Here is a 24,809-nt window from a genome sequence, read left to right on the forward strand (position 1 = left end):
GTGAATGCTGAGCTCATTTTTAGTAAAGTCCTTTCGTAGTGATCAGTAAATAAACGTCAACCTAATTTATGCAACATGCTGAGTAACATGTACTGTGCCGTACCATGATGTGCGTCCCAACCTGGCATTAAACACATCGCATAAAAAAACAAAATCCTGTTCACGCTGTTTACGCACGTTTTGCCAAGCTGGAAGAAAGGTCTGTCTGAGTTACACGCTGCAGGCAAGCCCGATACACGCGGGCGACACTGACAAGATTAGCCATCAAAAATGCCATCGCGGCGCCAAAAACTAACGCCGCCGGATAGGCAAACAGCGCTGGCCAGAGCGCGGCAGCGATCAGCAAGCCGACCGATGCCAAATGCAATCGCAACTGCCGGCGCTGGGCTTTTTCAGGCAGGATAGCTTTCATGTTCGGCAGCGGCCGGTCACTCGCCGGCAACGCTTGCAGGTGAAACCATGCCAAGAACGGCATGATCTTGTACAGCATGCCGCTAATGAACGAAACTGCGGCACCGGCGATTACCAGCACGCCCAACAATACATCCGACTGCGCGAACGCGAGTGCGGGCAACTGGCGCGACAGCCACAGCAACGCCGCCAGCAGCAGGAAAATCATGCCGGCGCGCCAGAATTCGAGCGTGACATCAGGCATGCGACGACGACGGCGACTTTGCAGATCGAGCGTGATGGCGGCGAATACGCCGTAAGCGGCGACCAACAGGCAAACGCAGGCGATGCGCAGCCATGTCCAGTTTCCGACGCCTTGCCATTGCGCCAGCGACCATAGTGCAAGCACGACGAAGGCGCTGGCGGTCAGACTGCGCATCAACCAACGCGGGTAGCCAGGTGTCATCTGGAACATCGGCACAATCTGGTAGGCGACGCCTATCACCAGCAAGCCGGCCCAGCCAATCAGTCCCCATGCTGGATGCAAGTCGCGCAGCGACTGACTTGGCAAGAGCGCCCCCCAACCATGGCTGTAGCCGAGCGTCAGGCCGAGTCCTATCGTGATACCGAACGCAATACTAGCCAGCCACATCGCGTGGATGGTAGCAGTCGGGTTGCACACCCGCGACAGCGACAGCAGCATACTGCAGAAAAATACGGTCAGCCCGGTTCCCAGTAAAACCACCGCGCATTGCAGCAGGTGCGGCTGAACCAGCAGGAAGCCGCCCGCCAGCAGCAGGGTTCCAAGTACCAGTAGCGGATGCACGATTGCTGCTACCAGCTTCGGCCGTGGTACCGGCGCACCGGCCAGTACCGGCAGCATCTGCATCATGGCGCCGACCATCACCATTGTCATGAAGCCGAGCGTGATCAGGTGGGTGACCGCCAGCGTCGATAACGACCAGCGCGATACGAACAGATCCGGCCCCTGCAACAGCATCACGGCCGCAGCCAGCAGGCCAAACAGCGGCGCGCTCAGAAAAAAACGAAACGGCACCCCGATCGGCGGCGCCTGCTGCAAATTAAGGCTACCTTGCTGCACGGTTTGATCCTCCGGATTACGCTGGCTAGTTACGCGCCAATCTGCTTCAGCAGCGTCGGCGTTTCTGCGGCCAGATGCTGATCCATCATTCGGTACAGCATTTGTTCTTCCTTCATGTTGTGCTGCTGCATCAGCATTAGCAGGGTTTCGGATAAACCGAGATAACCATCGCTGTCTTTTGCCGCCAGCGTCTGCAGCATGTCGTCGAAGACCTTGTTCATCTGCTTGTGTTCGGAACGCATCACGAATGTCGGCCCCATATCCATCCCGGTTTTGGCGTCGAAAGCGGGGAACAGCACTTCTTCTTCCATCTTGAAATGTTGCTTCATCGCCGCCAGGAAAGCACTAAAATCGCTGTTGCCCTTGACCCAGTTGCCATTGCCAACGCTTTCCTCGGCGCTGGCAAACAGCTCGTCACAGGCATGGTGATTGCTGGTCATGAAGTCGCTGATGTTGTCCATTTGAGTTCCTCTGGCTTTCTTGAAAATAGATAAAACCGGTAATTCCGAGATACATGTATTTAAAATATACTATACCGTGTATTTTTAAAATGCAAGGAAATACATATGTAAATAATAGTTGTTTTTTATGATACCCAACTTAAATTTGATTAGTGACAGCCTCGTGCCGGCTCTGCGCCATCGGTATCCTTGCGCGCCAGCCAGAACACCGTCTTACCTTGCCCTCCCTCGGGCCGTTTCGTGACTGCATCCGGATTGGACAGCGCCGCCAGACGGGCACGCCGGATAGCGGCGGTCAGCTTGTCCGGATCGGTTTCAGTACCGCTTTCGATGATGGTGTCGAAGATCCGCTTGAAATGCGCGACGCCGGTCCGATGGGTGTCACCATAGCCTTTGACCAGTCGCGCGCATTCGGCGATTTCAAGCGCCAGCCCCAGATCTTGAACCGCGAAACCGAGTCGTTTGAGCGCGCCGAGCCAGCGCTCGATCAGCGCCTGCTCTTCGTGGTAGCGCGAGGTGCTGCGGCGCCAACGCTTCAGGCCGCTGACTGCGCGCAGAAGCAGAAAGCCGGACAACGCGCTGGTCTTGAGACGCACCGCCACTGACAACGATTTTTCCCTGCCAGGTTTCTTTTGCACCCAGTCGCGCAAACGCTGCGCCAGCGATGGCGGCAGCAGCGAGCAGACTTCATCGAGGCCCGGCTTCAGGTATTCGGTTAGCTGCAGCAACTCATCGGGCGCGGCGCCGGTTTCGGCACGCACCCGGGCGAAACGGCTTGCGCGGGTTTTAAGGTCGGCGACCCGGATCACGTCTTCATAGCTCATCCACAACGCCAGCTGGCGCCCGGTTTCGCACGTCAGACGATAGCCGTTGTCAGCACCACCGGCTTCACGATCGAGCGCCAGCACCGACTCCAGCCGATCCAGGTATAACGCGGCATAGGCCGAATCCTGGTAATCGGTCAAGCGGGCGACGCCGGCATCGAGCAGCGCGAAGGTTTCCGAAGGGAAGACGCGGTGCACGCGTTCGATCGGCTGTGCAGGCAGCGCCGGCGTAGCTGCTATAGCGGGTTTTACGGTTCCGGCAGCTTGCGCATAACCGGCAGCAAAGCCGCGCAGGCTCGCTTCAGCACCCTTGCCGGTGGCGCGGATCGCCTGCTCGCAGGCTTCGCGCGGCAAAGGCAGAGCGCCAGAGCCGGCCATCGCCCCGAATAGCACGGAATTGATTATAGTGCCGCTTTGCTGCGCCAGTTGCGCCATGTCGAACAGCAAAGCGCGCTTGGCAAGTTGCGGCAGCGCAGCCAGCAGCCTGCCGCTATCGATACGGCCGTCGCCGGGAATCACTTTTTCAACCACTGCATACACGCGATGAATGGAGCCGACCAGAGTGGTGCAGTCGGCGCTGACATAGCCGTTTTCGAGTGCGCGTCCGGCTTCGATCAATTCGGACGCCGCCATCAGGTCGACCGCGCCAGGGGTCGGCGTCAGCGCCATCACCGGCACCCGGCCGCCAAGCTGGGCGTGCGGTAGCGGATAGATTTCAACGTAATAGGTGGTGGCGCCAGTGCGCTGCGAGACGCCGGGGATCGAGGTGCTTTGCACCGGCAGATCGCAGGCGCTGGCAGCGGCGACCAGCCAGTCGGCCAGCATACCGCCGCCCTCGCCGCCGAGTGCGGCAATCAGGATGGTGACCGGCCGCGCCGGCAGTGCCGCAGTCGGCTGGATCAGGCTCAGGTGGGCATTCATGCGTTTTCTCCGGCAGTAGTACTGCGTTGCAGACGCTTGATCACGCTGCGCCGCAAACGGTCGAGCGTGCGGTCAAGCCAGCCTGGATTGCGGACGATCTCAGCCTGATAGAACGATGGGCAGAGCGTGGCGGCATGCGCCACTTCGCCGCAGGTGCCGCAGCCGACGCAACTATTGTTTACGGTGGTAACCGGGTCGGTGCGCAACGGGTCGGGGTTGTCTTTCAGCGTCAGCGACGGGCAGCCCGACAGCCGGATGCACGAGCGGTCGCCGGTGCAGAGGTCGGCATCGACGCCGAAACGGCTGCGTGTTACCTGCTGCCCTGCCGCCAGCTGTTGGGCGTTTTCAACGCGCACGCGGCGCTGTTTTTCGAGCTGGCATTCACCGTCGGCGATGATCACTTTCAAACCCGGGTGCGGCGTGGTCAGCGCTTCATTCAGTGTCGCCTGCATCGCGCCGACTTCGAAGCTGGTCACGGTGCGCACCCATTGCACGCCCATGCTTTGCAGCACGTCCTTGATGCCGATGGTGGTGGTACCGGACGCGATGCCGTTGCGGCTCGATGGAATCTGCTGCGCGCCGGTAGCCGAGCTATAGCCGTTCTGCAGGATGATCAGCACGCTGTCATCGTTCTGGAATACCGCATTTGCGATGCCGGTGGTCAAGCCCTGATGCCAAAAGCCGCCGTCGCCCATGATGCTGACCACGCGCTGGCTGAACATCGGCGCCACCGCGCTGGATGAGGCCAGCCCGAGTCCGTAGCCGACCACCGTGTTGCCGAGGTTGAATGGCGCCAGCGTTGAGAAGGTATGGCAGCCGATATCTGCACTGATGTGGATTTTTCCGACGTCTTTTTCTGCCAGCTTCAGCGCCGAAAACACCGGACGCTCCGGGCAGCCGACGCAAAATCCGGGCGGGCGCGGCGGCACCGGCTGTCCCAGCAGCTCGGCCGCCTGTTTCTTGGTCTCGCTGATGGTGTCGCCGGGCTGCGCAAGCACTGCCTGATCAACGCCGTCGGGCATCGACAGTTGCAGGAACTGGGTCAGGCCGCGCAGCACCACTTCGCCGGTGTATTCGCCGGCGACCGGCAGCACTTCCTTGCCGATCACGAAGGTATTGTTGTTGTCGGCACGGCGTAGCGCCGCATTGATCGCGTCTTCGATGAAATTCGGTTGACCTTCCTCAAGCACCAGCACTGCGCGCTTGCCGGTGCAAAAGCGGGTGATCTCATCCGGCAGCAGCGGGTAGGTGACATTCAGCACATACAGTGGAATCGACGAAATGCCGAACGCATCGGCCAGCCCGAGCTGCTGCAGGGAACGCAATACCGTGTTATACAGTCCGCCTTGCAGGATCAGGCCAACTTCGCGCTTACTGCCGTCGAAAAATTCGTTCAGATTTTGCTCGCGGATGAATTTCAGCGCGGCCGGCAAACGAGCCTCTACCTTATGCTTTTCCTGCTCGTAGTTCGACGGCGGCAGCGGAATCACGCCGAAATTAAACACCGGCTGCTTAAGCTGTTTCTTGCGTGAAAACTTCGGCGCCCGGTTATCCTTGCAGACAAAGCTGCCGTGCAGATGGCAGGCGCGAATCCGCAATTGCAGCATCACCGGCGTATTGCTGGCTTCCGATAGCTGAAAGCCCTGCTCCACCATATCGACGATGGTGGACAGATTCGGGCGCGGGTCAAGCAACCAGATTTGCGACTTCATCGCAATCGCATGGCTGCGCTCCTGGATGATCGAGGCCCCTTCGCCGTAATCTTCGCCCAGCACGATCAGCGCGCCGCCCTTGACGCCGGCGGAGGCAACATTCGACAGCGCGTCAGAGGCGACATTGGTACCGACAATCGATTTCCAGCTGACTGCACCGCGCAGCGGGTAACTGATCGAGGCGGCCAGCATTGCCGCCGCGCCGGCTTCGTTGGCAGCAGTTTCAAAATGGACGCCGAGTTCGTCGAGTATCTCGCTGGCGTCACCGAGCACGTCGAGCAGATGCGAGATCGGCGCGCCCTGGTAACCGCCGATATAGCTGACGCCCGATTGCAGCAGCGCCTTGGTCACCGCGAGGATGCCTTCGCCATGGAACACCTGGCCACTTCCCATCGTTAACGCGGCCACTTCCTGCTTGTAGGTCTTCTCCATTGCGCACCCTTTACCTTTCGTGCATGGCACGAACCACACATCACTTACTCCAGACGCATGTTGCTACTATGCGCAACCCCATAAACTGAAGTATATCTCAAAAAAATATATAATACACGAATATAATGCATTATATTGCAATAAATAATTGCAAATATATAAAATAATGCAGTATACTTCCTAAGCAATTATTTCGCCAGGAGATTTATTGCCACTACGTGGCTTTGTGCAGAAATGAAGCGGCGGTTATTTTATTGATCTGGAGCGATGACCATGAAATTGGCGGGTTTAATTCGCATCGCCTTCGCGCCGCAGAGTATGCATTGAATTGCGCGGTGTTACTGGCTTGGCGCGGACGGCGCAGCCAAGCGATAGCCGGGGTAATAGCTGCCCTGACAGGCACCGGCGCGGATCGCGGCAATGAAGCTGGCCATGTCGGTAACCGGCTGCAGGAATTCGGTGGCACAGCGGCCGACCGCTGACACCTTATGGCAGTCGCTGCCGCCGAGGCTAGGCAAGCGCATGTGACTCGCTGCACGAACCGCCAGATCATTATCCGATTCGCAATTGGAGCCGTTATGTGTTTCGACCGCGGCAATTCCTTGCAGGTCAAGGATGTCTTCCAGCAGGCTGCAGACGCCGACTTCGCGAAACGGATGCGCCGGCACGCAGATCGCACCCAGTTCGGCGATGCGCTCGATCACCGCCGGCAATGGCAGCCAGTTATCACGACCCCATATATTCCACGCATCATCCTCGACGCCATATGCCAGCATATGGCCCTTGTCAGTCGCAATCTCGACCCCACGCAGCAACAGAAAACCCTCGTCACGTGCAATCGCCTCAACCGGCCGTGATGCTTCATACGAGTAGTGCTCGGTGATCACGACCCCATCCAATCCGAGCGTCTTGGCACGCCGGATCAGGTCGAGCGGTTCGAGCCAATTGTCGTACGAATGCTTGGTGTGGCAATGGGTGTCGATCCACATAGGCGGCAGAGAGGGGAAATTTTTAAGAAAACGGGTGAACGTAGCGCAAGCGGGATTGGCGCTTTTCCGCGGTTTTTTCGGAAAATACCCCGCCCCGGCTTTCACAGGTCCGGAGTGGTGCATGCAAAATCATTCGCTTTGTCGACTCCCTCCCGAATACGAGGGAGGGATATCTTGCAGAGCGCGCCGACCAGCCCGCACAATTCAATTAAATCATGGGGTATAGCTAAAAACGCCACACCTATCTCTCATGTTAATTGCCATCAAAAATATACCGTACAAGGTATATCTTCAATGTCGCAGCCGGCCAGCCCCTTTAAAATTATATCAGGGCAATTGCAGCTCAAGGTTGATGCGCTTGGACGGCTGGAACTTGTGGTTGGCAAAGAAGCGTTCCAGCGAGAAGTCGTTCCAGTTGACCAGCGTGTAAATCTTCTTAACGCCGACCCCTTTCATGTTGGTCAGGAACTGGTCCATCAAGTCGTGCGCGACGCCCCGGTTCTGGTATTCCGGATGAACGCCGACGGTATCGATCGTAGCGCTGGTTTCGGGAATGCCGAATTCGCCAAAATAGACGTCGCCCATAATGAAGCCGCTGACCTTGCCGTCCAGCTCTGCCACCAGCGAGGTGTTGATGTTGTGCGGATTATTGACGACCGCTTCGATCTTGCGCTCGTAATACTCGCGCCGCTGCTGTTTCGATACCAGCGCATCGATCGCAACCACCGCATCAATATCGTCGCGCCGCATGACGCGCATTTTCGGTTCCTGGAGTGCCATCTGAAATCTCCTTTTGTGAATTTCTGTGAGTCAGTCTGCCGGAAAATCCGGTTAATCTAAAACAGTTCATCTTCCAGCGGCTTGCTATTGCCGCTCTTACGAATGAACACGTCGCCATACATCTGCCCGATCTCCGCTCCCGCCGTGAAGCAGCTATTACAGCTGTCCCCATTAACCTCGACCGGGTGCTCGATGACGTGAACTTCGTAACCCATTTTCCTGTAGTTTTCGACAATCTCGGACAGGCGCGGCTCACCAATCGTGGTCTGCTTGATCCAGCCTTGCGCCAGCAGGTCACCTTCCTTGCCGCCCTTCACCAGTTTCAACCGGATCGGTTCCATCGCCGGCTTACCACGAGTGTTTGATTGCACCCGGCGTACAGGCAGTACTGCAAGGCAGGCTATCATAACCGCTGGCCGGCTTGCAATCGGCGCAATCGAAGCCGAGTGTGCGGCGAAACGATTGCTTGACCGCAACGACTTCATCGTCGTAATCATCGGTCATAGTTTCAAACATTTGCTTCGGACAGGCGGTCAGGCAGGCGCGCCCGGCACTGCAGTCGATGCAGTTATCAGTATCGATGCTGATGTAATACTCGCCCGATCCGTCCTTGTAGCCATAGTTGGCGATCATGGAGCGTTCTCCCCGGCGCATAAGCGCCATTGTTGGTTCAGCCCGAATCCGGTTGCAGCAATTCGGGATCACTGCCCGCCTTCTCCCGGCGGGAGAGGGCGGAGTGGGAGGCGTTAGGCAGCCTTAGCTGCGGTAGCACCCTGTTTCTGCATCAGCGTGTAACCGAACAGCGCCGCACCGAGTGCGCCGGCGATCTGGCTATCGATCTTGGTATCGATCGCCTTGGTGCCGAGCAGTTTTTCAATGCGCTTGACCACGCCTGGATTCTTGGCGATGCCGCCAGTGATGAAGAAGCCATCTTCAACGCCGATCCGTTCGATCAGCGACACCACGCGTTCCGCCATCGCCTGACAATAGGCGGCGATCACCTTGTTCTTGGTGTAGCCGGATTTGAGCAAGCCGAGCGCTTCCGATTTGGCGAACACGACGCAGGTCGACGACACCGCTTCCGGCTCGACATCGACGTCGAACGAGCGCGGGCCGAGTTCGGCGATCGGGATCTGCATCAGATCGGCGATCACTTCCATTCCGCGCCCGGTGCCGGCAGCGCATTTGTCGTTCATCAGGAAGTTGGTGACCTTGCCTTTTTCATCGCAATGGATCGCCTTGCAATCCTGGCCGCCCATGTCGAGGATGGTGCGCACCGATGGGCCGCCCATGTAGTTGGCGCCGCGTGCATGGCAGGCAATCTCGGTGATCGCCTTGTGCGCAAACGGTACGTTGACACGGCCATAACCGGTGCCGATCACGTAGGTCACGTCCGACAGCTTCATGCCTGCCTTGTCCAGAATGCCGTTGATCGCATTGGTCGCCGAATCAGGGCTGTTGTTGCCGGTACGCATGCTGTTGTAGCCGAACAGTTCGCCGTCGACGCAAATTACCGCCTGCGAGCTAACCGAACCGACGTCAATGCCGGCGGTGATGATTTTGGCGCTACGCCAGTCTTTCGACTCGTCGAGCCAGCAGTTTTCCTGCCAGCGCCAGTACTCTTTTTTCTCTCCAGCTGTCATGATGGTTCCTTTCCGAGTTATCCGATTACGCTGATTAAGCGTGGCCTTCGGTTGCGATGAGTGCCGCACCCAGCGCGCTAATGTATTCCGGCATGTCCGGCAGGTTGACGTGGTCGACGCCGAGCGCTTCCTTGAGCGAACGCACGAAGCCCGGGTTGTTGACCATACCGCCGATCAAGATTACTTCGCCTTCGATGCCGACCCGGCGCACCATCGCGCAAACCCGGCTGGCAACCGCATCGAGCACTGACTTGGCGATGTCTTCTTTCGGCGTGTCCGAGTGGATTAGCGATACCACTTCGGATTCGGCGAATACGGTGCACTGTGCATTCATCGGAATCGTGCGATCCGAACGCAGGCTGGCTTCGCCGAAGTCCTTGAGCGTCAGTTGCAGCGCTCGCGCCATCGACTCGGCGAAGGCGCCGGCACCGGCCGCGCATTTTTCGTTACCGGCAAAATCGACCACCTTGCCTTCGTTATTCGCCTTGATGCCGCGTCCTTCTTCGGCGCCAACATCGACCACTGTTTGCGCTGCCGGACACATGTAGACCGCGCCACGGGCACCGGCAGACACTTCAGTAACGTCGGAGTCGGCAAAGCGGACCTGCTTGCGGCCGGCACCGGTTGAAACGATGTGCGTGATCTGGTCGCGGGTGATGCCGAATTCTGCCATACCGTCTGCCAGCGCCTTATCGGCGGCGACGTCCATGTCCAGCTCATCCGGGAACATCATGTGTTTGCCCTTAACGCCCCACTTCAACTGCGGCGCATCCTTGATATTGAGTTGCTCCAAAAACACCACCTTAACGGTGCGGGAACCCATGTCGATACCAGCGGTAATCATTGTTAATCCTCCTTAGTGTGTTCAGGCGTGGATGAAATCGCGCTTGATGTTGAGCGTTTCCATAAAGGAATCGACCCTGTTTTGGGTACGGCCGATATCAAATTCGCGCTCATCACCCATGTTTCCTTCATACGTCATCACCGGGATGCCGGCTGCGGCCAGGCCGAGACGGTTTTCCATGATGCCGAGCGACAGACCTTCGCAGCCGCGGTTCAGATGCAACATTACGCCGTCGACACCCCATTCCTTGACAATGGTCTTCATCATCTCGGTCTTCAGACGCGGATCGTAGAAATGCTGCCATTGCGGCTTCGACAGATTCCAGTCGCAATACAGTCTCATCGCCTGTTCGCGGGTAGTGATCTCAATACCCTGCTCCATCGGCGTAGTGCGCGGCCCCCAGCTGCCGTCTGGCTTGGTTTCCCAGATGCCTTCAAGCCCGAAGGTGTACAGCGAGCCAATCGAAACTGCACCGAACTCTTCGAGGTAGCGGAACACTTTCAGAAACGCCCATGGCGGTTGGGTATCCGACATCACGCGAGCGCGTTCGTTCGGCACCGCAGCAATGCCACGCGCAACCCGATCCTTGACTTCGTCGCGGCATTCTTCGTAGAAGTCGGCACACCACTTGGAGGATTTCGACAGCGTCGCCAGCACGTACAGCGAATACATGGTTTTTTCATCGAGCGGCGCCGGCTTGGCCTTGTTCAGGCAGCAGATTTCGGCCCACAGCGAGGTCGAACGCATCTCGTTCTTGACCGCTTCGATGAACAGCTCATCGTTGTACTTGCGGCCGGTGACTTTTTCCATCCACTCGATCGACTCCAGCCCTTGATTGACCACATACATCAGACGATCTTCCGTGAGATCCTTGTACGGACCGACCGAGACGTCGATGAAATTGACTGGCGTGTTTTCGAGCTTCGACGCATGCTGGTACCACTTGGCGTGCGAGCAGCAGATCTGGCTCTGAAAATTGAAGTCCGGTTTTGGGAATGGGCCGCCGAACAGGTACTTGTCGAGGTAGATCGAACCCCAATAAGTACGCATATAGGCGCACAGGTCACGTGCAAAACCAGCCGATTCGGCAGCGTTCTGACATTCCTGATTGAATTTTTTGTCCAGCGCAACCGCTGCGCCATATGGCTCACCGGTCAGCGAGTAGACGTCGTTGCCAAGGCCGGCCGGGATCGCATCCAGCGCCCAGGCTGACCCGGACCAGCGGATGCCGCCGGTTTCATGTGCACGCGCATAGTTCAGGTAATACTGTTCGCGCAACTCTTTGGCCTTCTTCCAGCACTTGAGTGGCTCGGTAGGATATTTTGCCATTTGATCGTTACTCCTCTTAATAGGTTACGCGCTCGCTCAGAACAATTCTTCTTCACTCATCGTTTCGAGGAAAGCCTCGATCCGGATGCGGAACGGTCCGATAGGGTTGGTGATATCGAACTCGAGGAACAGACACGGGATGCCGTTTTTTTCCAAGTGTTCCTTCAGATCCGGGAAATCGCCTTCGTGCGGATCGCAGAATTTCTGCTGCAGGAAGATCGCAGCACGCGCGTTGTAATCCTTCGCCAGCTTCACCACATGGTCAAAGCGGGTGTGTGCCGGATAATCCTTGGTCGGACAGGCCGGGCGTTCGCAATAACGGTCTGAGATGGTTGCAATTGGATCGTCCTGGATGCGCGCTTCGTTCCAGAAATTGCGGGTGCCGGAGCATTGATCATCGATCACGATAGTGGAACCGACTGACTCAACCATTGCCATGAACGAGACGTCGTCGTTTTCAGAGCCAATGGTCATGAAACGCACTCCCTCGATCCGGTTCTGCGGCTGTTTCGGCAGTTCGGCCAGCACGCGCTTGAGTTCGCGGTTATGGTCTTCCTTGTCGATGAACTGCGCGGTAATCGATGCATACAGCGCATCGACGCCGGTTACACGCGGGTTGGCTTCCTTGCGATATTCATAAAGCTCGTGCAGCAAACGGCGGTTTTCATTGACCAGTTCGGTCGAACGGCGCAGTTCGTCGTCGGTAATCGGCTTGCCGATTACGCCTTCCATGAAGGTACGGAACTTCTTGACCTCGGAGTAATGCAGCAGTTTAGCGAACTTCGACTGCACCTCGTTTGGCATTGGCAGGTAATAATCCCACTGCACCGTCGGCACGTGCATGCGCCACGAGTTGAAGGTCTGACGATACTGGATACACGCTTGCGTCAGCGTGACCCCGGTGCAGTAATCGTAACGGCCCAGCAAGCCCTGCGACAGCGAGTCGCGGGAAAACGGGCAGAACATACCGAAGATATGCGGTTCAGTCACGTTTTGCGGCTCGTGCGCACCCAGCACCCGGACCGGTAACATGCCGGCAGCAATCAGAACTTCTTCTGGGGTGTAAGTACACATGGTTGCAACAACTTGTCTGCCTGTTTTCTGTTTCCAGGCCTTGGCATAATCGTGGCGATCTTCATACCATGACTTGAACTGATCAAATAATCCGCTCATAAATGCGTCCTTTTGTCGGTCGGTTAGGGCTTTTGCCCGGGTCATGCAATATTTTGCATTTGTATAATTTTTAATGCACTATATTGCTTAAGATTGATTCTATGACATAGGGATGCCTCTGTCAATAAATAAATGAACTATATTGCATAAATTTATTTCAATATGCATTGCACTTACTTTTGAAGAGGATGACAGTCACTGCCACATGAACTGTCATAGCGAAACAGGCTATGACGCAGCTCCATATAGAAGTGCTTGTTCTCGAGAACAGAATGCAGACACGCGCCGGGTCGCATGTTTTTTTGACGAAGCGGCTCCGGCATCTTGCGCCGTTCGATATGGCTTTCAAGTCAAACGGTGCCCCCATGAAAGCGCACCAGTGGCTGTTTGAGGCAGAGGCAGCTGTTGCAGGCAGTATTGACGGTCTGAATGCAACAGACGCCGGACCATCCATTTGCAACTGGCGACAATGGGATAGTCTGCTGTCACCTTGATGCGATCATGCGACCGCATGCACACTTGACATCGATAATCACGTGCCGCCCCGCCAGCGACTGCCCTACAGTTCCAGCGCATGAAATATGCTTTGAATTGTTTGGTGCGCCCATAGCGGGAACATGGCGGGTCAGAAGCCGGAAAAGGCAACGCCAAGCGCGCTGAACCCGCCTTTTCCCTGCATTCCGCATATTTCGCGGATTGGATTTTGAAAATGTGGATCGTTCAACTCAGTCTTTATCCGCATCAGAACGAACCGGCAGCAGCGTCAGGAGTAACCCACGTCAGATCCGGGATTGGCCATACTTTCTTGAGCAAGGCGCCGCATATACCGGCCATGGCGGCCTTGCACAAAACATCTTTTGGCAGGCACTTTGGCGAACGTCTGACTACATCGGGTAAGCTGCCAAAGCGCATTATCGGCACCCTGATGCGTAATTGGACTCATCGCGCTTTGGCGTACTCAAACCAGGGAGAAGCCTTTGATCCGGTACTGCATCGCACTTAACCGGAATAAGAACATCTGCCAGAGTCCATTTTTACGATCTATTTGAAATCGAATCAGACCTTCACCAGACCCTTGATAAAGCCAACGTTACGTTCCAATGAAGCCTGGATGTGCGCGACCTGATCCGGCTCCAAATGCCGATACTTGCCGAGTACTTCGAGGTAATCGGCCAGCGGCAGCGGCTGGTCCAGAGGCCGGCTCAGTTGTAAACCGTCGCGCGGATTGAATTCCCACAGCATGACAAAATTGGTCTCGACCGCCTTGCGCGCGACCTCGATATTCTCGTGCGACGGAAAGCGCCAGCCAGTAGTGCATGGCGAATAAATGTGAAGGTAGGCAAAACCGGTTTCCGCCGCGGCAATCGCCTTATCCAGTTTCTCGTACAAGTCTTCCATGAATGCGGTCGACGCGGTCGCCACGTATGCGCAATTGTGCATCATCATCAGCACCGGCATGTTCTTAGCATCCTGCGTCTTGCCCTTGCCGTGTTCGCCGACCGGCGTGGTAGTGGTCCAGGCACCAAACGGGGTGCAACTGGAACGCTGCATGCCCGTATTCATGTAACCCTCGTTATCGACGCAGATAAAGAGAATTTGCTCACCGCGTTCGGCAGCGCCGGACAGCGACTGGAAGCCGACATCGGAGGCGCCGCCATCGCCGGCCAGCGCCATGGCGGTTATCTTGCGTCCCTGGCGCTTGTAGTGGCGCTTGATGCCCGTCAGCATCGACGCAGTATTAGTCAGCAGCGGGTGAAATACCGGGACCTTGGTGCCGGTCAGTCCGTTGTAACCGACCGAACCCATACCAGGGATGCAACCGGGCGGTGTAGCCAGCACCGTTTCCGGCCCAACCCGGCGCAACGTATGGCGCATGATAAGTTCAGTGTTGCAACCTTGGCAGCCGGCCAATCCCGGCACGAACAGGTCTTCCAGCGCGCCGACCTCGTTGTAGATACGCGACGTCGTCAGATATTTCAGTGCCCCGGTCGGGCAGGCCTTGACGCAGGCCGGGTCGCCGCCGCAGGTGTCGCATTTGACCACATGGCCTTCAGCCACATTGTGGGCAATGCCACCGTAGCTGCAGCCAACAGTGCACAGCAGGCAGTTTACGCATTTGCCGCCATCCCAATCGATCACGCCGCTGCTGCCATTCTTGGTCAACGCGCCGGCCGGACAATTAGAAACACATTTCGGGTCGCCGCACTGGCGGCATAGCGCCAGTCCGTAGCCATCGGCTTCGTCGGCGACGATCTGAATGCGGGCATTTTTGAGCGGGTTACTAGCGTCGCTGCTGCCACCCTTGACGTCGGCGCAGGCAGTCATGCAGGCATTGCAACCGTCGCACAGATCAGCCTTGAAGGCTATCGTATTGTAGGCAGTGCCCATTGCTTATCTCCAGGTGCTGGACATCAGGTGGCGCGCCGTGCGTTGCGGCGCGGCCAGGAATTTTTCGCGTAACGGCGTCAGGTCGATCCGGCGCAGGATCAGCTCCCACATTACGCCTGGATCGAAGGCGACGTTGATGCCGAAAATGCCGGTCAGGCGACCGTCTTGCATCACGATCTTCAGGTAGCTATTGCGGGCTGCATCGACTTCCTGCAGCGCCACTTCGCCTTCGCTCTGACTGCCCACCGAGACTGCCTGCTGACCGAAAAAACTGTAGGTATTCAGCGGCACGCCGCCGGGGTAGTGTTTCAGGGCCGGATCTCCGGCCATCGCCATGCCGGCAATTTTGCCCTGCTCGACGGCGTCGGGCAAAATGCCATTGATGACCTTGGCGCCAGCATCGTAGAAACCGCGCGCCTGCGCCACATCACCGGCGGCCCAGATATTGTCAACCGTGGTCCGCATCGTGTCGTCAACCAGGATACCGCGCCCGGTGGTAACACCGGTACCGGTCAGGAAGTCGATCACTGGCGCCACCCCGGTCGACACCAGCAGCAGATCGGCCACCAGTTCGGCGCCATTGGCCAGCGTCACTTGCGCACCCTTGCCGTTCGGATTCGGTGATAGTCGCACTACCTTGTTGCCCATCATCAGGCACACCCCCTTAGCGGCAAACACGCTCTCGATGATCGCGGTCGCGGCGCTATCGAAATAACCGGCCAGCACGGTCGGCTGCATCTCGACTACGGTCACCTGGACCCCTGCCTTGGCCAGATTCTCGGCCGCGTGCATACCGACTAAGCCGGCCCCGAGCACGATGGCCTGCCGGCTTCCGGCCAGCGCCTGCTGCAGCCGCACTGCATCGTCAAGGCTGCGCAGCACGTGATAATCGATGCTGTCCAGCCCGGGTACCGGCGGCAATTGCGGTGCTGCACCGGTCGCCAACAGCAGCTTCTGGTAACTGATTTCAGCGCCGCTGGTCAGCCGCACCCGGTTGTCGCCGGCGTGGAGTGCGGCCAATGCCGCACCTTTCCGGTAATCGACGTTGTGCTGCGAAAAATAAGCATCGTCGCGCAGAAACACGTTCTGCGGATCGGAGCGGCCGGATACCACGTATGGCAGTACGGTCGGCGAATACGGCAGCGCATCGTCTTTCGATACTACGGTGACGCTGCCAGTCTGGTCGTGCATGCGGATCGCCTGCACTGCGGCCAGCGCCGCGTGGCTGGCGCCGACAATCAGGTATTCAGTTTGCTGCATAATATTGTTCCTCATCGTCGCATCGTGCAAACGCTGTTCGAGTTGGCCATGCCCGCAACAGACAGTCTGGATCCCTAGTCATGTTCGTTCAGCCACACGGTTTCGCCCGGTGCGCCGCCGCGTGCCATCGCTGCGGTGCGCTCGATCACGTGACTGAAGTGGTCAGTCGTCATGTCGGCACCGGCCAGTCCGCCGATGAAACTCATGACCGCAATCTTCACCGGCGCGTGGTATAGCGTGCCGAGCATTTCCTGATACAACGGGCCGCAATTCCAGCCGAAGCTGACCGAGCGGTCAACCACGCCGACCGCCTTCACATTGCCTAGCGCGCGCACCATCGCCTGCACCGGGAACGGCCGGAAGGTCTTGACCTTCAGCAAGCCGACCCGTTGGCCGCGATTGCGCGCTTCATCCACCGCATCCTTGGCAGCACCCGTCATCGAGCCGATCGTGACCAGCGCGTAGTCGGCGTCGTCCATCCGGTAGGATTCAACCAGCGGCGCATGGTGGCGACCGAAGCGCTGCCCCCACTCGGCATGAACCTCTTCGATAATTCTCAATGAATTTTGCATGCCGCCGCATTGGCCCTTGCGGTAACGCACGAACAGCGACGGTCCAGGGCCACCGGCGCCGCCGGTCAGCGGATCGATCGCCATCGGCCGGTCAGGGTCGAGCGCGGCATGCCAGTTGACGTCGCGAGTACCAAGAAAAGCGGATACCTCGGCCTGATCGGGCAACTCAACCCGGGTCGCGCCGTACGACAGATAGTTGCCGTCATGACAGACATTGACCGGCAGCATCACGTCGTGGTGCTCGGCAATCTTGTACGCCATGATCGTCGTATCGAGCACTTCCTGTACCGTTTCGCAATACATCTGGACCCAGCCGACTTCGCGCACCGACATTGCATCCTGATGTCCGCCCCAGACGCTCTGCGGCGTCAGCGTATCGCGCGTGACGATAGTCATCACCAGCGGCATGCGCATGCCAGGAGTGCGCATGTACGGCTCGAACATGAACGCCAGCCCGGGTCCGCAAGTGGCGGTATAGGTGCGGGCGCCAGCCAGCGCGGCACCATGCAGCACTGACAGTACCGAATGTTCGCCTTCGACATCGACGATCTCGGCATCCAGTTTGCCTTCGGCGGCGAATTTGGCCAGGTATTCGACCAGCGACGACTGCGGCGTGATCGGGTATATCGCGACCATGTCGACATCCGACAACGCCACTGCCAGTGCCGCCGCTTCGTTACCATCGCAGACTGCGAATGCCTGTTTCGGCTTAAGAACGGCGCTCATGCCACCTCCTCGATCATGCGGATTGCACCATGCGGACACTCGCGCATGCAGATGCCGCAGCCTTTGCAGGTGGCAAGATCAAAATCAAACCAGGCGGCTTTTTCAACCACGCATTGCACCGGACAATACAGCCAGCACACTGCGCACTTGACACACTTGTCCCGGTTGACCACGGGTCGCATGCTGCGCCAGTCGCCGGGCAGCATCGGGTTCAGTTTGGCGGCAATCGGGCACAGATCGCCCGGGATGGTCGACGCGTCGAACATGGGTTTGGATTGTTGGCTCATGCCGCAGCCTTCCTTTCAATCTGGTGCACTGTGGTTTCGTTGTAACCGCGCTCCAGCGCTTCCATGTTCTGGCGCAGGCCGGCATCGCGGAAATCGGATTTCTGCACCGCCTGCCGCAATGCATCGAGCGAAACGAAGCCGGTGGTTTTAGCGAAGGCGCCAAGCATGATGGTGTTGGTGATCGAGCGCTTGAATACAGCGAGCGCAATCGACACCGCATCGCACAAACCGACGGTTTCAACCTGCTCCGGAAACTGCAATTCGGCTAGCGGCTTGGCAGTGGTCTGGACCCACACCGCGTGATCGCAAATACCATCGAAAATATTGGTGGCGCGGCCTACCGTCGGGTCGATGCACAGTACGCAATTCGGATGGTAGATATTGGTCATCTGCCGGATCGGGTGTTCACCGAAACGCAGAAAACTCGACACCGGTGCGCCGCGCCGCTCGAAGCCGAACGACGGGATTGAGATCACGTGCTTACCCTCCAGCACCAGCGCGGTCGCCAGGATACCGCCTGCCATCACGGCTCCCTGCCCGCCACGGCCATGTATACGAATTTCGACCATCTCTACCTCTTGGTTGGTTGCCGTGGCAATTTTTTACTAGAATTTATTCCAGCCCGGCCGGGATGCCAGGCCGCTTCCCGGATTGGCGCTGCCGCGTACCGGCACCTGCGCCAGAGCGTAGCCCTGGTTGTAGCCGGCGCGCACGATCAGCGTGTACTTGAACAACCAGCCGCCGGCAACCGCAACCAGACCCGCCAGCGCGGTTAGCCACTGCGCCGAAGCCAGGGTCGGCTGCAGCAGCACCAGCAGCAGCACCGGTACAAGCGCCCAGTGGCCGATCTTAATGAAAGGCAATTCGAGCCGATCAAGCACCGCCAACGCCTGTTGCGGCGCACCACGCGTCGCCAACTTCCGGCGGTAGGCGCGCCACAGTAGCGCCCGCACCATCAACACGAACAGCAGCACCGACGGTAGCCAGGCTATCCGGGGCGCACCGGCCAGCGCCGTCAGCAGCGCCAACAAGCCAACACCCTCGGTCAGGCCGGTGGCGACGATCAGCGGCACCACCAGTTTCTGGCGCCAGGCAGGTATTCCCTTGGCAGCGTTCAGAATCCGCGCCTGGCAATACAAAAACAGCATGGCCAGCAGCGCGCCCAGCCAGAGCGCCACTGCGCTGCCAGTCGCCAGCGCGATCAGGCCGGATCCGAACAGGAACGGTGCCACCAGCGATTCGCGCGTCATCCACGACGTCCGCGCATGCAGCATCACGTTCATCGAACGCCATGGCCGGCCGATTTCGAGCCACACGCAAAACAACCCGAGTGCAATCAGCGCCAGCGCGGCGCCAACCGGTACGACAGACGAAACTCCGGCTACGGAGGAAATTGCGGCGAACAACAGCAGTCCGCTGCCGGCGCCGCCGCCGATGAAATTACCGGCGGCGCGCCAGTCCCAATTGGTCTGATGCTGCGGCCTGCTTTGGTTGCCTGCATTCATGTCTTATCCCAAAGGTAATACATGCCGGGGTCGGTACCGAGTTCCTCGTGCATGCGGAATTGCCGGTTTTCGCGCAACAACTGCGAAACGTTACTGTGCGGATCGTCGCGGTCGCCGAATGCAAGGGCGCTGGCGATGCACGAATTGACGCAGGCTGGCGTGACTTCCGGATCGACGCCCGGCGTCAGCCCTTTTTCCGCCGCACTATCGATACGGTCGATGCAGAATGTGCATTTGGTGGCGACGTTGATCCGCTTCGGATCGGCGCGCACCGCCTCCGACGCACTGGCGCTGTCGTTGTACGCAAAGTGGGCGCGATGCACGATTTGACGCGCCTGATACGGACAGGCGACCGCACAATAGCCGCAACCGATACAGACGTCGTAATCGATGGTAACCAAGCCGTCGGCCCGTTTTTTGGTCGCTTGCGACGGGCATACCTCGACGCACGGCGGCTCGCCGCAGTGCATGCAGCCGACCGGCACGAAGCTGCGATTCACGTCCGGGTATTCGCCGCTTTCAAAGTCGAGTACCTTGCGCCACTGCACGCCGGGCGGCGTCGCATTCGCATGCCGGCATGCTGCAGTGCAAGTCTGGCAACCGACGCAGCGGCGCAGATCAACCACCATCACATAGCGTGTCATGTCGTCACCCTAAAGTTAAAATGCACAAACGATCGTCTGTGGAAATCATGCTGCCGACGACAGCGCCGGGCTTGCGGTCAGCGCTGCTTTGGCGGCCACCTTGGCGCGCAGCTTGTCGACTTGTATCACGAAGCGGCTGTGCTCACCGCGGCTAATTTCCTCGGCGCCATCACGTGCGACCAGCAGGAAAGTGACCTTGCGCCCCTCCACCGCCGTAACCGTGATCGTGATTTCGACCTGCATGCCGAGCAAGGTTGCGCCGCCATGCGTGATGTTGATTCCCGTACCTACCGAATCCTCGCCGGCATCGCAGAATTCGAGCAAGAACTCGCGGCAAGCCACCTCGAAATCGCGCACCAGTTCCGGTGTTGCATACACGCGCAGCTGTTCCCCCAGAAAATCAACTGTACGCGGCTTGTCGATCGTAATGCGCCGGACCGCGGTTAATTCAGCTTGCAAAGTATCTTTCATTGTCGCCTCCAAGTTTGTGATTCAGTTTTACAGAACCATTCTGCATTTTTGTATCAATTTAAGCTAGAAAATGGTTGATGTCAATGCAAAAAGGAAGGATATTGCATTTATCAACCGGTCAGGACTCATGCCTAAATCTCACGATATTACGTATTGACATATTGGTAGCTTATTAAATGACAATCTCAAACGCATATCGCAAAAACATTTTCTAGCATTTTTAGTTGCATTTTATTTTCACAAAATTATATTTCAAATGCATTTTTATACATCCGACAGGGAAGTCGCATCGCCGCCCTGCCTGGGCCAAGAAACCCCACCAGACGATTGATTCGGCGCGATGAAGTCTTGACTTCATCGCGCCCCGTTTTCGCCCTCTCCCGGAGGAAGGGGTTGGGGCGAGCGAATCCGGTTCTGACCTTGAAAACGTCTGGCAGGGCAATCACGGTGTGTATGCGCTGGCAAAATCACGCAGGCGTTTCGATAACGGGCGGAAGCGGCTCCGTCTTCAAGGCGATAAAATTGCTGCGTATTTTTCAAGAGCCGGATGTAGGCGACACAGCGCTGGAAATCCAGCAGCGCATAGCAGATCCACAGTGCAAGCCATCTGATACAAGAACATGCAGAAAAAAAATCCCCCTTACTTTCCGACCGATTGCTGCTGGTTCCGTACCGAGTGCAGCCACGCAGATGCGGCCGCATGAGCGCCTCTTTTTCTGTCGCCATCGCGCCCCAAGGATGGGAATTTGATGCTCCCGGTTCTCTGTCATTGCTGGCGTCTGCGCAACTGGCAGGCATTCGCTTGCCGAGTTCCTGCAGAAACGGCACTTGCCGCACCTGCATCTGCCGCCTGCGCAGCGGACGTGTGCGCTACAGCATCGATTGGCCGGGACTGAGCGCGGAGGAAAAGGCTGACAACCTCATTCTGCCCTGCGTCGCCCATCCGGAATCCGATCTGGTGCTCGAGGTGCCGCACGCGGCGCGACAATCCTGACGTAGCGTAGTCCACTCATATACTCCATGTATTTTTTATAAAATCATGCATTTTCCACACGATTTCATTGCGCGATAAAAAAATACTCCTATGCCTATAAAATTACTGCGGATTCAATGAAATTGAATTAGTAGCGGAAATCACGGTCTATTCATGATCGGGGCGTGCATGTCTCCATTTTGTTGGAGTGTGCGCGGCCGACTGCCTTGCGCTGACCACCTAACAGGCTCTTTGAAGGAAATCGCCATGAGAAAGCTGCTGCCGATTTTCATCGCCATTCTTTGCGGCTTGGCGACCGCTTCAGCGCGCGCCGATGCGCCTCAAGAACTGGGTACAGTGGTGGCGCGGCTGGATGCCGACGGCATTCAGCGCGCGGCCATTGTCGGCGGAGATTATTTTTTCAAGCCGCGGCACCTGGTAGTCAAGGTGAATCTGCCGGTCGAACTCACGCTCAGCCGGGAGACCGGGATCGTGCCGCACACGCTGGTGATCAAGGCGCCCGAGGCCGGGATCGTGCTGGACCGGGTGCTGAGCACCGAGATTGGCAAGGTCACATTCACCCCCACCGCCACCGGAGCCTATCCCTACTATTGCCGCAACAAACTGCTGTTTTTCAAGAGCCACCGGGAACAGGGAATGGAAGGCGTGCTGGAAGTGGTGCCATAAGCCGGGACCGTCCGCCGGCCGTCAATCAAGCCATCCGCGCCATGAAACCTCTGTTACCGATTTTGCTGCTGATCCTGAGCCAGCCGCCTGTTGTTGCCCAGGCACAGAATGGCGCGGAAAGCGCCGGCGTTGCGGCCACGGTCCAGCGCACGCAACAGGATCAACTGTCCTTCTTCGAGATACACGCCAGCGGCTTTGCCCGCAGCTCGCAGCAAAGGGCGTGGCAAGTGCTGACCGATTACGACCGGCTGCACGAGTTCGTGCCGAATCTGCTGTCATCGAGGCTGCTCGAGCGCAGCGGGCCGGAAGCGACAATAGAAGAAGTGGGCCGGATCGGCTTTTTCATCCTGTCGCGCCAGATCCATATGGTGGTGCGCGTGACGGAACACCCGTTCTCCACCCTCGATGCCGTCCTCGTAGCGGGCGACATGAAGCATTACGCGACGCATTGGGAACTTGCCCCTGCCACGCAGGACGGCGCCAGCGGCACCCGCATCAACTATTCTGGCATGGTGGAGCCGGATTTTTTCGTGCCGTCGCTGCTCGGCGCAGCCCTCATGCGCAGCGACGTGCGGCGGATGCTAGAGGCGATCATTACCGAGATCGACAAAACGCCCTGAAAAGTAAGATCTCCGCGCTTGCGCTGATGGCGATCAGGTCGCGCTCATCGGCCATCTGTCAGCATCCGGTGCCATGCGGAGAGCGGCATTGTTACATTACACTGTCGAATGCAAAGCGGCCTGCCAATAAAAGGCATCCATTACTGTTGGAATTTGAATCTTGAGCTACCAAAAAACACATCGGAAACAGCATCAGGCCACATCGCTGGCCTTGTTTTGCAAAGTCGTCGATAACTATGGCGACATTGGGATTTGCTGGCGTTTGGCGCGGCAACTGGAGCAGGAACATGGCATCACCGTCACCCTGTGGGTCGATGATTTGCGCAGTTTTCAGCGGATTTGCCCGGAAGTCGCCATCGACCGCGATGAACAACAGATCGGCACGGTGACGGTGCGCCATTGGCGCGATCAGAACGGCGTGTTTGCTCCCGGCGATGTGGCCGATATCGTGATTGAGTTTTTTGCCTGCGACATACCGCCGGCGTATATCGCGGCGATGGCAGAGCGCACACCGCGTCCAGTGTGGCTGAACCTGGAAGGCCTCAGCGCGGAAGAGTGGGTGGAAGGTTGCCATGCACTGCCGTCGCCTCAACCACGGTCTTTGACCAAGCATTTTTTCTTTCCCGGCTTTACCGGCAAAACCGGCGGCTTGCTGCTCGAATCCGGATTGCAGCAACAACGCCAGGCATTTCGACACGATCCAACTGCGATGGCGGCGTTTCTCGGGCAATTCGGCGTCACGCCAGCAGAGATGGCATCCCTGAAGGTCTCCCTGTTTTGCTATCCGCAGGCGCCGGTTTCGGCATTGTTTGATGCCTGGCAAAGCAGCGGCACCGCGATTACCTGCCTGGTGCCGGAAGGGGTCGCCGCCGACGCGGTGCAGGCGTTTCTTGGGCAAGCCGCGAAGGCCGGGGCAAGCGCGACCCGCGGTGCATTAACCGTGCGTGTGCTGCCTTTTATTCCGCAGCCCGAATACGACAAGCTGTTATGGGCATGCGATCTCAATTTCGTGCGGGGAGAAGATTCCTTCGTGCGCGCACAGTGGGCGGGCCAACCTTTTATCTGGCATATCTACCCCCAGGACAAAGACTTGCATCACGTTAAATTGAACGCATTTTTGCAGCGCTATGCAGCAAAAACAGCGAGCTTGAGCGAATTCTCCTTGGGCTGGAATGCCGCCACGACTATCGCAAACGCAGCCGTCGATTGGGCCGCGCTATGGCCGCTGCTCGAAGCCGATATGCAAGAAATTGCCGTCATGTCGATCGATTGGCAGCGCCAGTTGTCGGCAAATGGCGACCTGGCATCCAATTTACTGAAGTTTGCCGCAACAGTTGAGTAAGGAATATTCAAAATATGGGTTAAAATATACGGCTAATTTTTTACGCATTATAAAATGCAATCAAACGTGGGCTTGCGGCGCTTTTTGCCAGTAGGCTACAGATGATTTTTATGTAACCTACTTTTTACGTGTATTCGCTATGAAACCTGCAAAAGAAATTCGTGTTGGCAATATTATTATGGTCGACAGCAAGCCGATGATCGTCTTGCGCTCTGATGTCAACGGCTCGAGCCGGACCGGCTTCACCTACAAGTGGAAGATGAAGAATCTTCTGACAAATAGCCCTCAGGAAAACGTTTTCCGCGGCGACGACAAGTTCGACGTCGTCGTACTCGACAAGAAACCTGTCACCTATTCCTACTTCGCCGATCCGCTGTTCGTGTTCATGGATGCCGACTACGAACAGTATGAAATCGAAGAAGAAAACCTGGGCGATGCGCTGCACTACCTGAAAGACGGTATGGAATGCGAAGCCGTTTTTTACGACGGCAAGGCAATTTCGGTCGAACTGCCGACGACCATCGTGCGCCAGGTGGTGTATTCGGAACCTGCGGTCAAGGGCAACACTTCGGGCAACGTCCTGAAAGAAGCCAAGATTGAAAATGCCATTGAAGCCAACCAGCATATCGTCATGGTGCCATTGTTTATCAGCTCAGACGACAAGATTGAAATCGATACACGCACCAACGAGTTCAAGAAACGGGGATAACACCTTCCCGCCGACAAAAANAAAC

Annotated in this window: 26 protein-coding genes; 6 read left to right on the forward strand and 20 right to left on the reverse strand. The window is 57.5% G+C overall.

The window, feature by feature from the left end; genetic code table 11:
* Positions 1-169: 169 nt before the first annotated feature.
* The 12 genes from HMCN_RS0110990 to bzdN form a co-directional block, all read right to left on the reverse strand.
* Positions 170-1,492 carry a hypothetical protein gene (locus HMCN_RS0110990; protein WP_035626730.1) on the reverse strand — a complete coding sequence of 441 codons (1,323 nt, stop codon included), beginning with the start codon at positions 1,490-1,492 and terminating at the stop codon, positions 170-172.
* A 29-nt stretch (positions 1,493-1,521) separates the two neighbouring features.
* Positions 1,522-1,953 (reverse strand): hemerythrin domain-containing protein, encoded by a 432-nt coding sequence (locus HMCN_RS0110995; protein WP_025917437.1) that lies wholly within the window; start codon positions 1,951-1,953, stop codon positions 1,522-1,524.
* 149 nt (positions 1,954-2,102) lie between these two features.
* Positions 2,103-3,698 (reverse strand): indolepyruvate oxidoreductase subunit beta family protein, encoded by a 1,596-nt coding sequence (locus tag HMCN_RS0111000; RefSeq protein ID WP_051566921.1) that lies wholly within the window; start codon positions 3,696-3,698, stop codon positions 2,103-2,105.
* On the reverse strand, positions 3,695-5,842 hold the full coding sequence (locus HMCN_RS0111005) for an indolepyruvate ferredoxin oxidoreductase subunit alpha (RefSeq protein WP_025917439.1): 2,148 nt from the start codon (positions 5,840-5,842) through the stop codon (positions 3,695-3,697). Before HMCN_RS0111005 ends, HMCN_RS0111000 begins: the two co-directional genes overlap by 4 nt.
* Positions 5,843-6,180: 338 nt before the next feature.
* Positions 6,181-6,831, reverse strand: a complete 651-nt coding sequence (locus tag HMCN_RS0111010) for a PHP domain-containing protein (protein ID WP_025917440.1) — start codon at positions 6,829-6,831, stop codon at positions 6,181-6,183.
* A gap of 327 nt (positions 6,832-7,158) precedes the next feature.
* On the reverse strand, positions 7,159-7,611 hold the full coding sequence (locus HMCN_RS0111015; protein WP_025917441.1) for a GNAT family N-acetyltransferase: 453 nt from the start codon (positions 7,609-7,611) through the stop codon (positions 7,159-7,161).
* A gap of 56 nt (positions 7,612-7,667) precedes the next feature.
* Entirely contained in the window at positions 7,668-7,982 is a 315-nt protein-coding gene (locus tag HMCN_RS0111020; protein ID WP_035626733.1) for a hypothetical protein, read from the reverse strand.
* A complete protein-coding gene (locus HMCN_RS0111025; RefSeq protein WP_025917443.1) occupies positions 7,960-8,244 on the reverse strand; it encodes a ferredoxin in 285 nt (94 codons plus the stop codon). Before HMCN_RS0111025 ends, HMCN_RS0111020 begins: the two co-directional genes overlap by 23 nt.
* A gap of 113 nt (positions 8,245-8,357) precedes the next feature.
* Positions 8,358-9,254: a benzoyl-CoA reductase, bzd-type, subunit Q gene (gene bzdQ, locus HMCN_RS0111030; protein WP_025917444.1), complete on the reverse strand. Its 897-nt coding sequence runs from the start codon at positions 9,252-9,254 to the stop codon at positions 8,358-8,360.
* Between the two features lie 34 nt (positions 9,255-9,288).
* Complete coding sequence (locus HMCN_RS0111035; RefSeq protein WP_025917445.1) at positions 9,289-10,098, reverse strand: acyl-CoA dehydratase activase; 810 nt, start codon at positions 10,096-10,098, stop codon at positions 9,289-9,291.
* A gap of 21 nt (positions 10,099-10,119) precedes the next feature.
* On the reverse strand, positions 10,120-11,427 hold the full coding sequence (bzdO, locus tag HMCN_RS0111040) for a benzoyl-CoA reductase, bzd-type, subunit O (RefSeq protein WP_025917446.1): 1,308 nt from the start codon (positions 11,425-11,427) through the stop codon (positions 10,120-10,122).
* Between the two features lie 36 nt (positions 11,428-11,463).
* The gene (gene bzdN / locus HMCN_RS0111045) at positions 11,464-12,600 is read right to left on the reverse strand and encodes a benzoyl-CoA reductase, bzd-type, subunit N (RefSeq protein WP_025917447.1); all 1,137 of its coding nucleotides are present in this window, start codon (positions 12,598-12,600) and stop codon (positions 11,464-11,466) included.
* 709 nt (positions 12,601-13,309) lie between these two features.
* Here bzdN and HMCN_RS19290 point away from each other — a divergent pair.
* Positions 13,310-13,603 (forward strand): hypothetical protein, encoded by a 294-nt coding sequence (locus tag HMCN_RS19290; RefSeq protein ID WP_155837540.1) that lies wholly within the window; start codon positions 13,310-13,312, stop codon positions 13,601-13,603.
* 53 nt (positions 13,604-13,656) lie between these two features.
* Here HMCN_RS19290 and padI read toward each other — a convergent pair whose 3' ends face one another.
* The 8 genes from padI to HMCN_RS0111090 all read right to left on the reverse strand — a co-directional run bounded on the left by padI (position 13,657) and on the right by HMCN_RS0111090 (position 20,453).
* Positions 13,657-14,988: an NADH-dependent phenylglyoxylate dehydrogenase subunit beta gene (gene padI, locus HMCN_RS0111055; RefSeq protein ID WP_025917449.1), complete on the reverse strand. Its 1,332-nt coding sequence runs from the start codon at positions 14,986-14,988 to the stop codon at positions 13,657-13,659.
* 3 nt (positions 14,989-14,991) lie between these two features.
* Positions 14,992-16,248, reverse strand: a complete 1,257-nt coding sequence (padH, locus tag HMCN_RS0111060; RefSeq protein WP_025917450.1) for an NADH-dependent phenylglyoxylate dehydrogenase subunit epsilon — start codon at positions 16,246-16,248, stop codon at positions 14,992-14,994.
* Between the two features lie 74 nt (positions 16,249-16,322).
* The gene (gene padG, locus HMCN_RS0111065) at positions 16,323-17,546 is read right to left on the reverse strand and encodes an NADH-dependent phenylglyoxylate dehydrogenase subunit alpha (RefSeq protein ID WP_025917451.1); all 1,224 of its coding nucleotides are present in this window, start codon (positions 17,544-17,546) and stop codon (positions 16,323-16,325) included.
* A complete protein-coding gene (padF, locus tag HMCN_RS0111070; protein WP_025917452.1) occupies positions 17,543-17,833 on the reverse strand; it encodes an NADH-dependent phenylglyoxylate dehydrogenase subunit delta in 291 nt (96 codons plus the stop codon). Before padF ends, padG begins: the two co-directional genes overlap by 4 nt.
* Positions 17,830-18,402: an NADH-dependent phenylglyoxylate dehydrogenase subunit gamma gene (gene padE, locus HMCN_RS0111075; protein ID WP_025917453.1), complete on the reverse strand. Its 573-nt coding sequence runs from the start codon at positions 18,400-18,402 to the stop codon at positions 17,830-17,832. The genes padF and padE overlap by 4 nt, the downstream gene beginning before the upstream one ends.
* 36 nt (positions 18,403-18,438) lie before the next feature.
* Complete coding sequence (locus HMCN_RS0111080) at positions 18,439-19,338, reverse strand: dimethyl sulfoxide reductase anchor subunit (RefSeq protein ID WP_025917454.1); 900 nt, start codon at positions 19,336-19,338, stop codon at positions 18,439-18,441.
* Positions 19,335-19,982 (reverse strand): 4Fe-4S dicluster domain-containing protein, encoded by a 648-nt coding sequence (locus HMCN_RS0111085; RefSeq protein ID WP_025917455.1) that lies wholly within the window; start codon positions 19,980-19,982, stop codon positions 19,335-19,337. Before HMCN_RS0111085 ends, HMCN_RS0111080 begins: the two co-directional genes overlap by 4 nt.
* Positions 19,983-20,027: 45 nt before the next feature.
* Positions 20,028-20,453: a thioesterase family protein gene (locus HMCN_RS0111090; RefSeq protein ID WP_025917456.1), complete on the reverse strand. Its 426-nt coding sequence runs from the start codon at positions 20,451-20,453 to the stop codon at positions 20,028-20,030.
* Between the two features lie 700 nt (positions 20,454-21,153).
* Here HMCN_RS0111090 and HMCN_RS0111095 point away from each other — a divergent pair.
* The 5 genes from HMCN_RS0111095 to HMCN_RS0111115 all read left to right on the forward strand — a co-directional run bounded on the left by HMCN_RS0111095 (position 21,154) and on the right by HMCN_RS0111115 (position 24,784).
* On the forward strand, positions 21,154-21,447 hold the full coding sequence (locus HMCN_RS0111095; protein ID WP_025917457.1) for a 2Fe-2S iron-sulfur cluster-binding protein: 294 nt from the start codon (positions 21,154-21,156) through the stop codon (positions 21,445-21,447).
* A 246-nt stretch (positions 21,448-21,693) separates the two neighbouring features.
* The gene (locus tag HMCN_RS0111100; RefSeq protein ID WP_025917458.1) at positions 21,694-22,113 is read left to right on the forward strand and encodes a cupredoxin domain-containing protein; all 420 of its coding nucleotides are present in this window, start codon (positions 21,694-21,696) and stop codon (positions 22,111-22,113) included.
* 41 nt (positions 22,114-22,154) lie between these two features.
* The gene (locus tag HMCN_RS0111105; RefSeq protein ID WP_025917459.1) at positions 22,155-22,733 is read left to right on the forward strand and encodes an SRPBCC family protein; all 579 of its coding nucleotides are present in this window, start codon (positions 22,155-22,157) and stop codon (positions 22,731-22,733) included.
* Between the two features lie 160 nt (positions 22,734-22,893).
* Positions 22,894-24,075, forward strand: a complete 1,182-nt coding sequence (earP, locus tag HMCN_RS0111110; protein ID WP_025917460.1) for an elongation factor P maturation arginine rhamnosyltransferase EarP — start codon at positions 22,894-22,896, stop codon at positions 24,073-24,075.
* 139 nt (positions 24,076-24,214) lie between these two features.
* Positions 24,215-24,784, forward strand: coding sequence for an elongation factor P (locus tag HMCN_RS0111115; protein WP_025917461.1), 570 nt, complete (start codon positions 24,215-24,217; stop codon positions 24,782-24,784).
* Positions 24,785-24,809 lie beyond the last annotated feature (25 nt).

It is taken from the genome of Herminiimonas sp. CN, from assembly GCF_000622895.1.
Taxonomy (GTDB): Bacteria; Pseudomonadota; Gammaproteobacteria; order Burkholderiales; family Burkholderiaceae_D; genus AVCC01.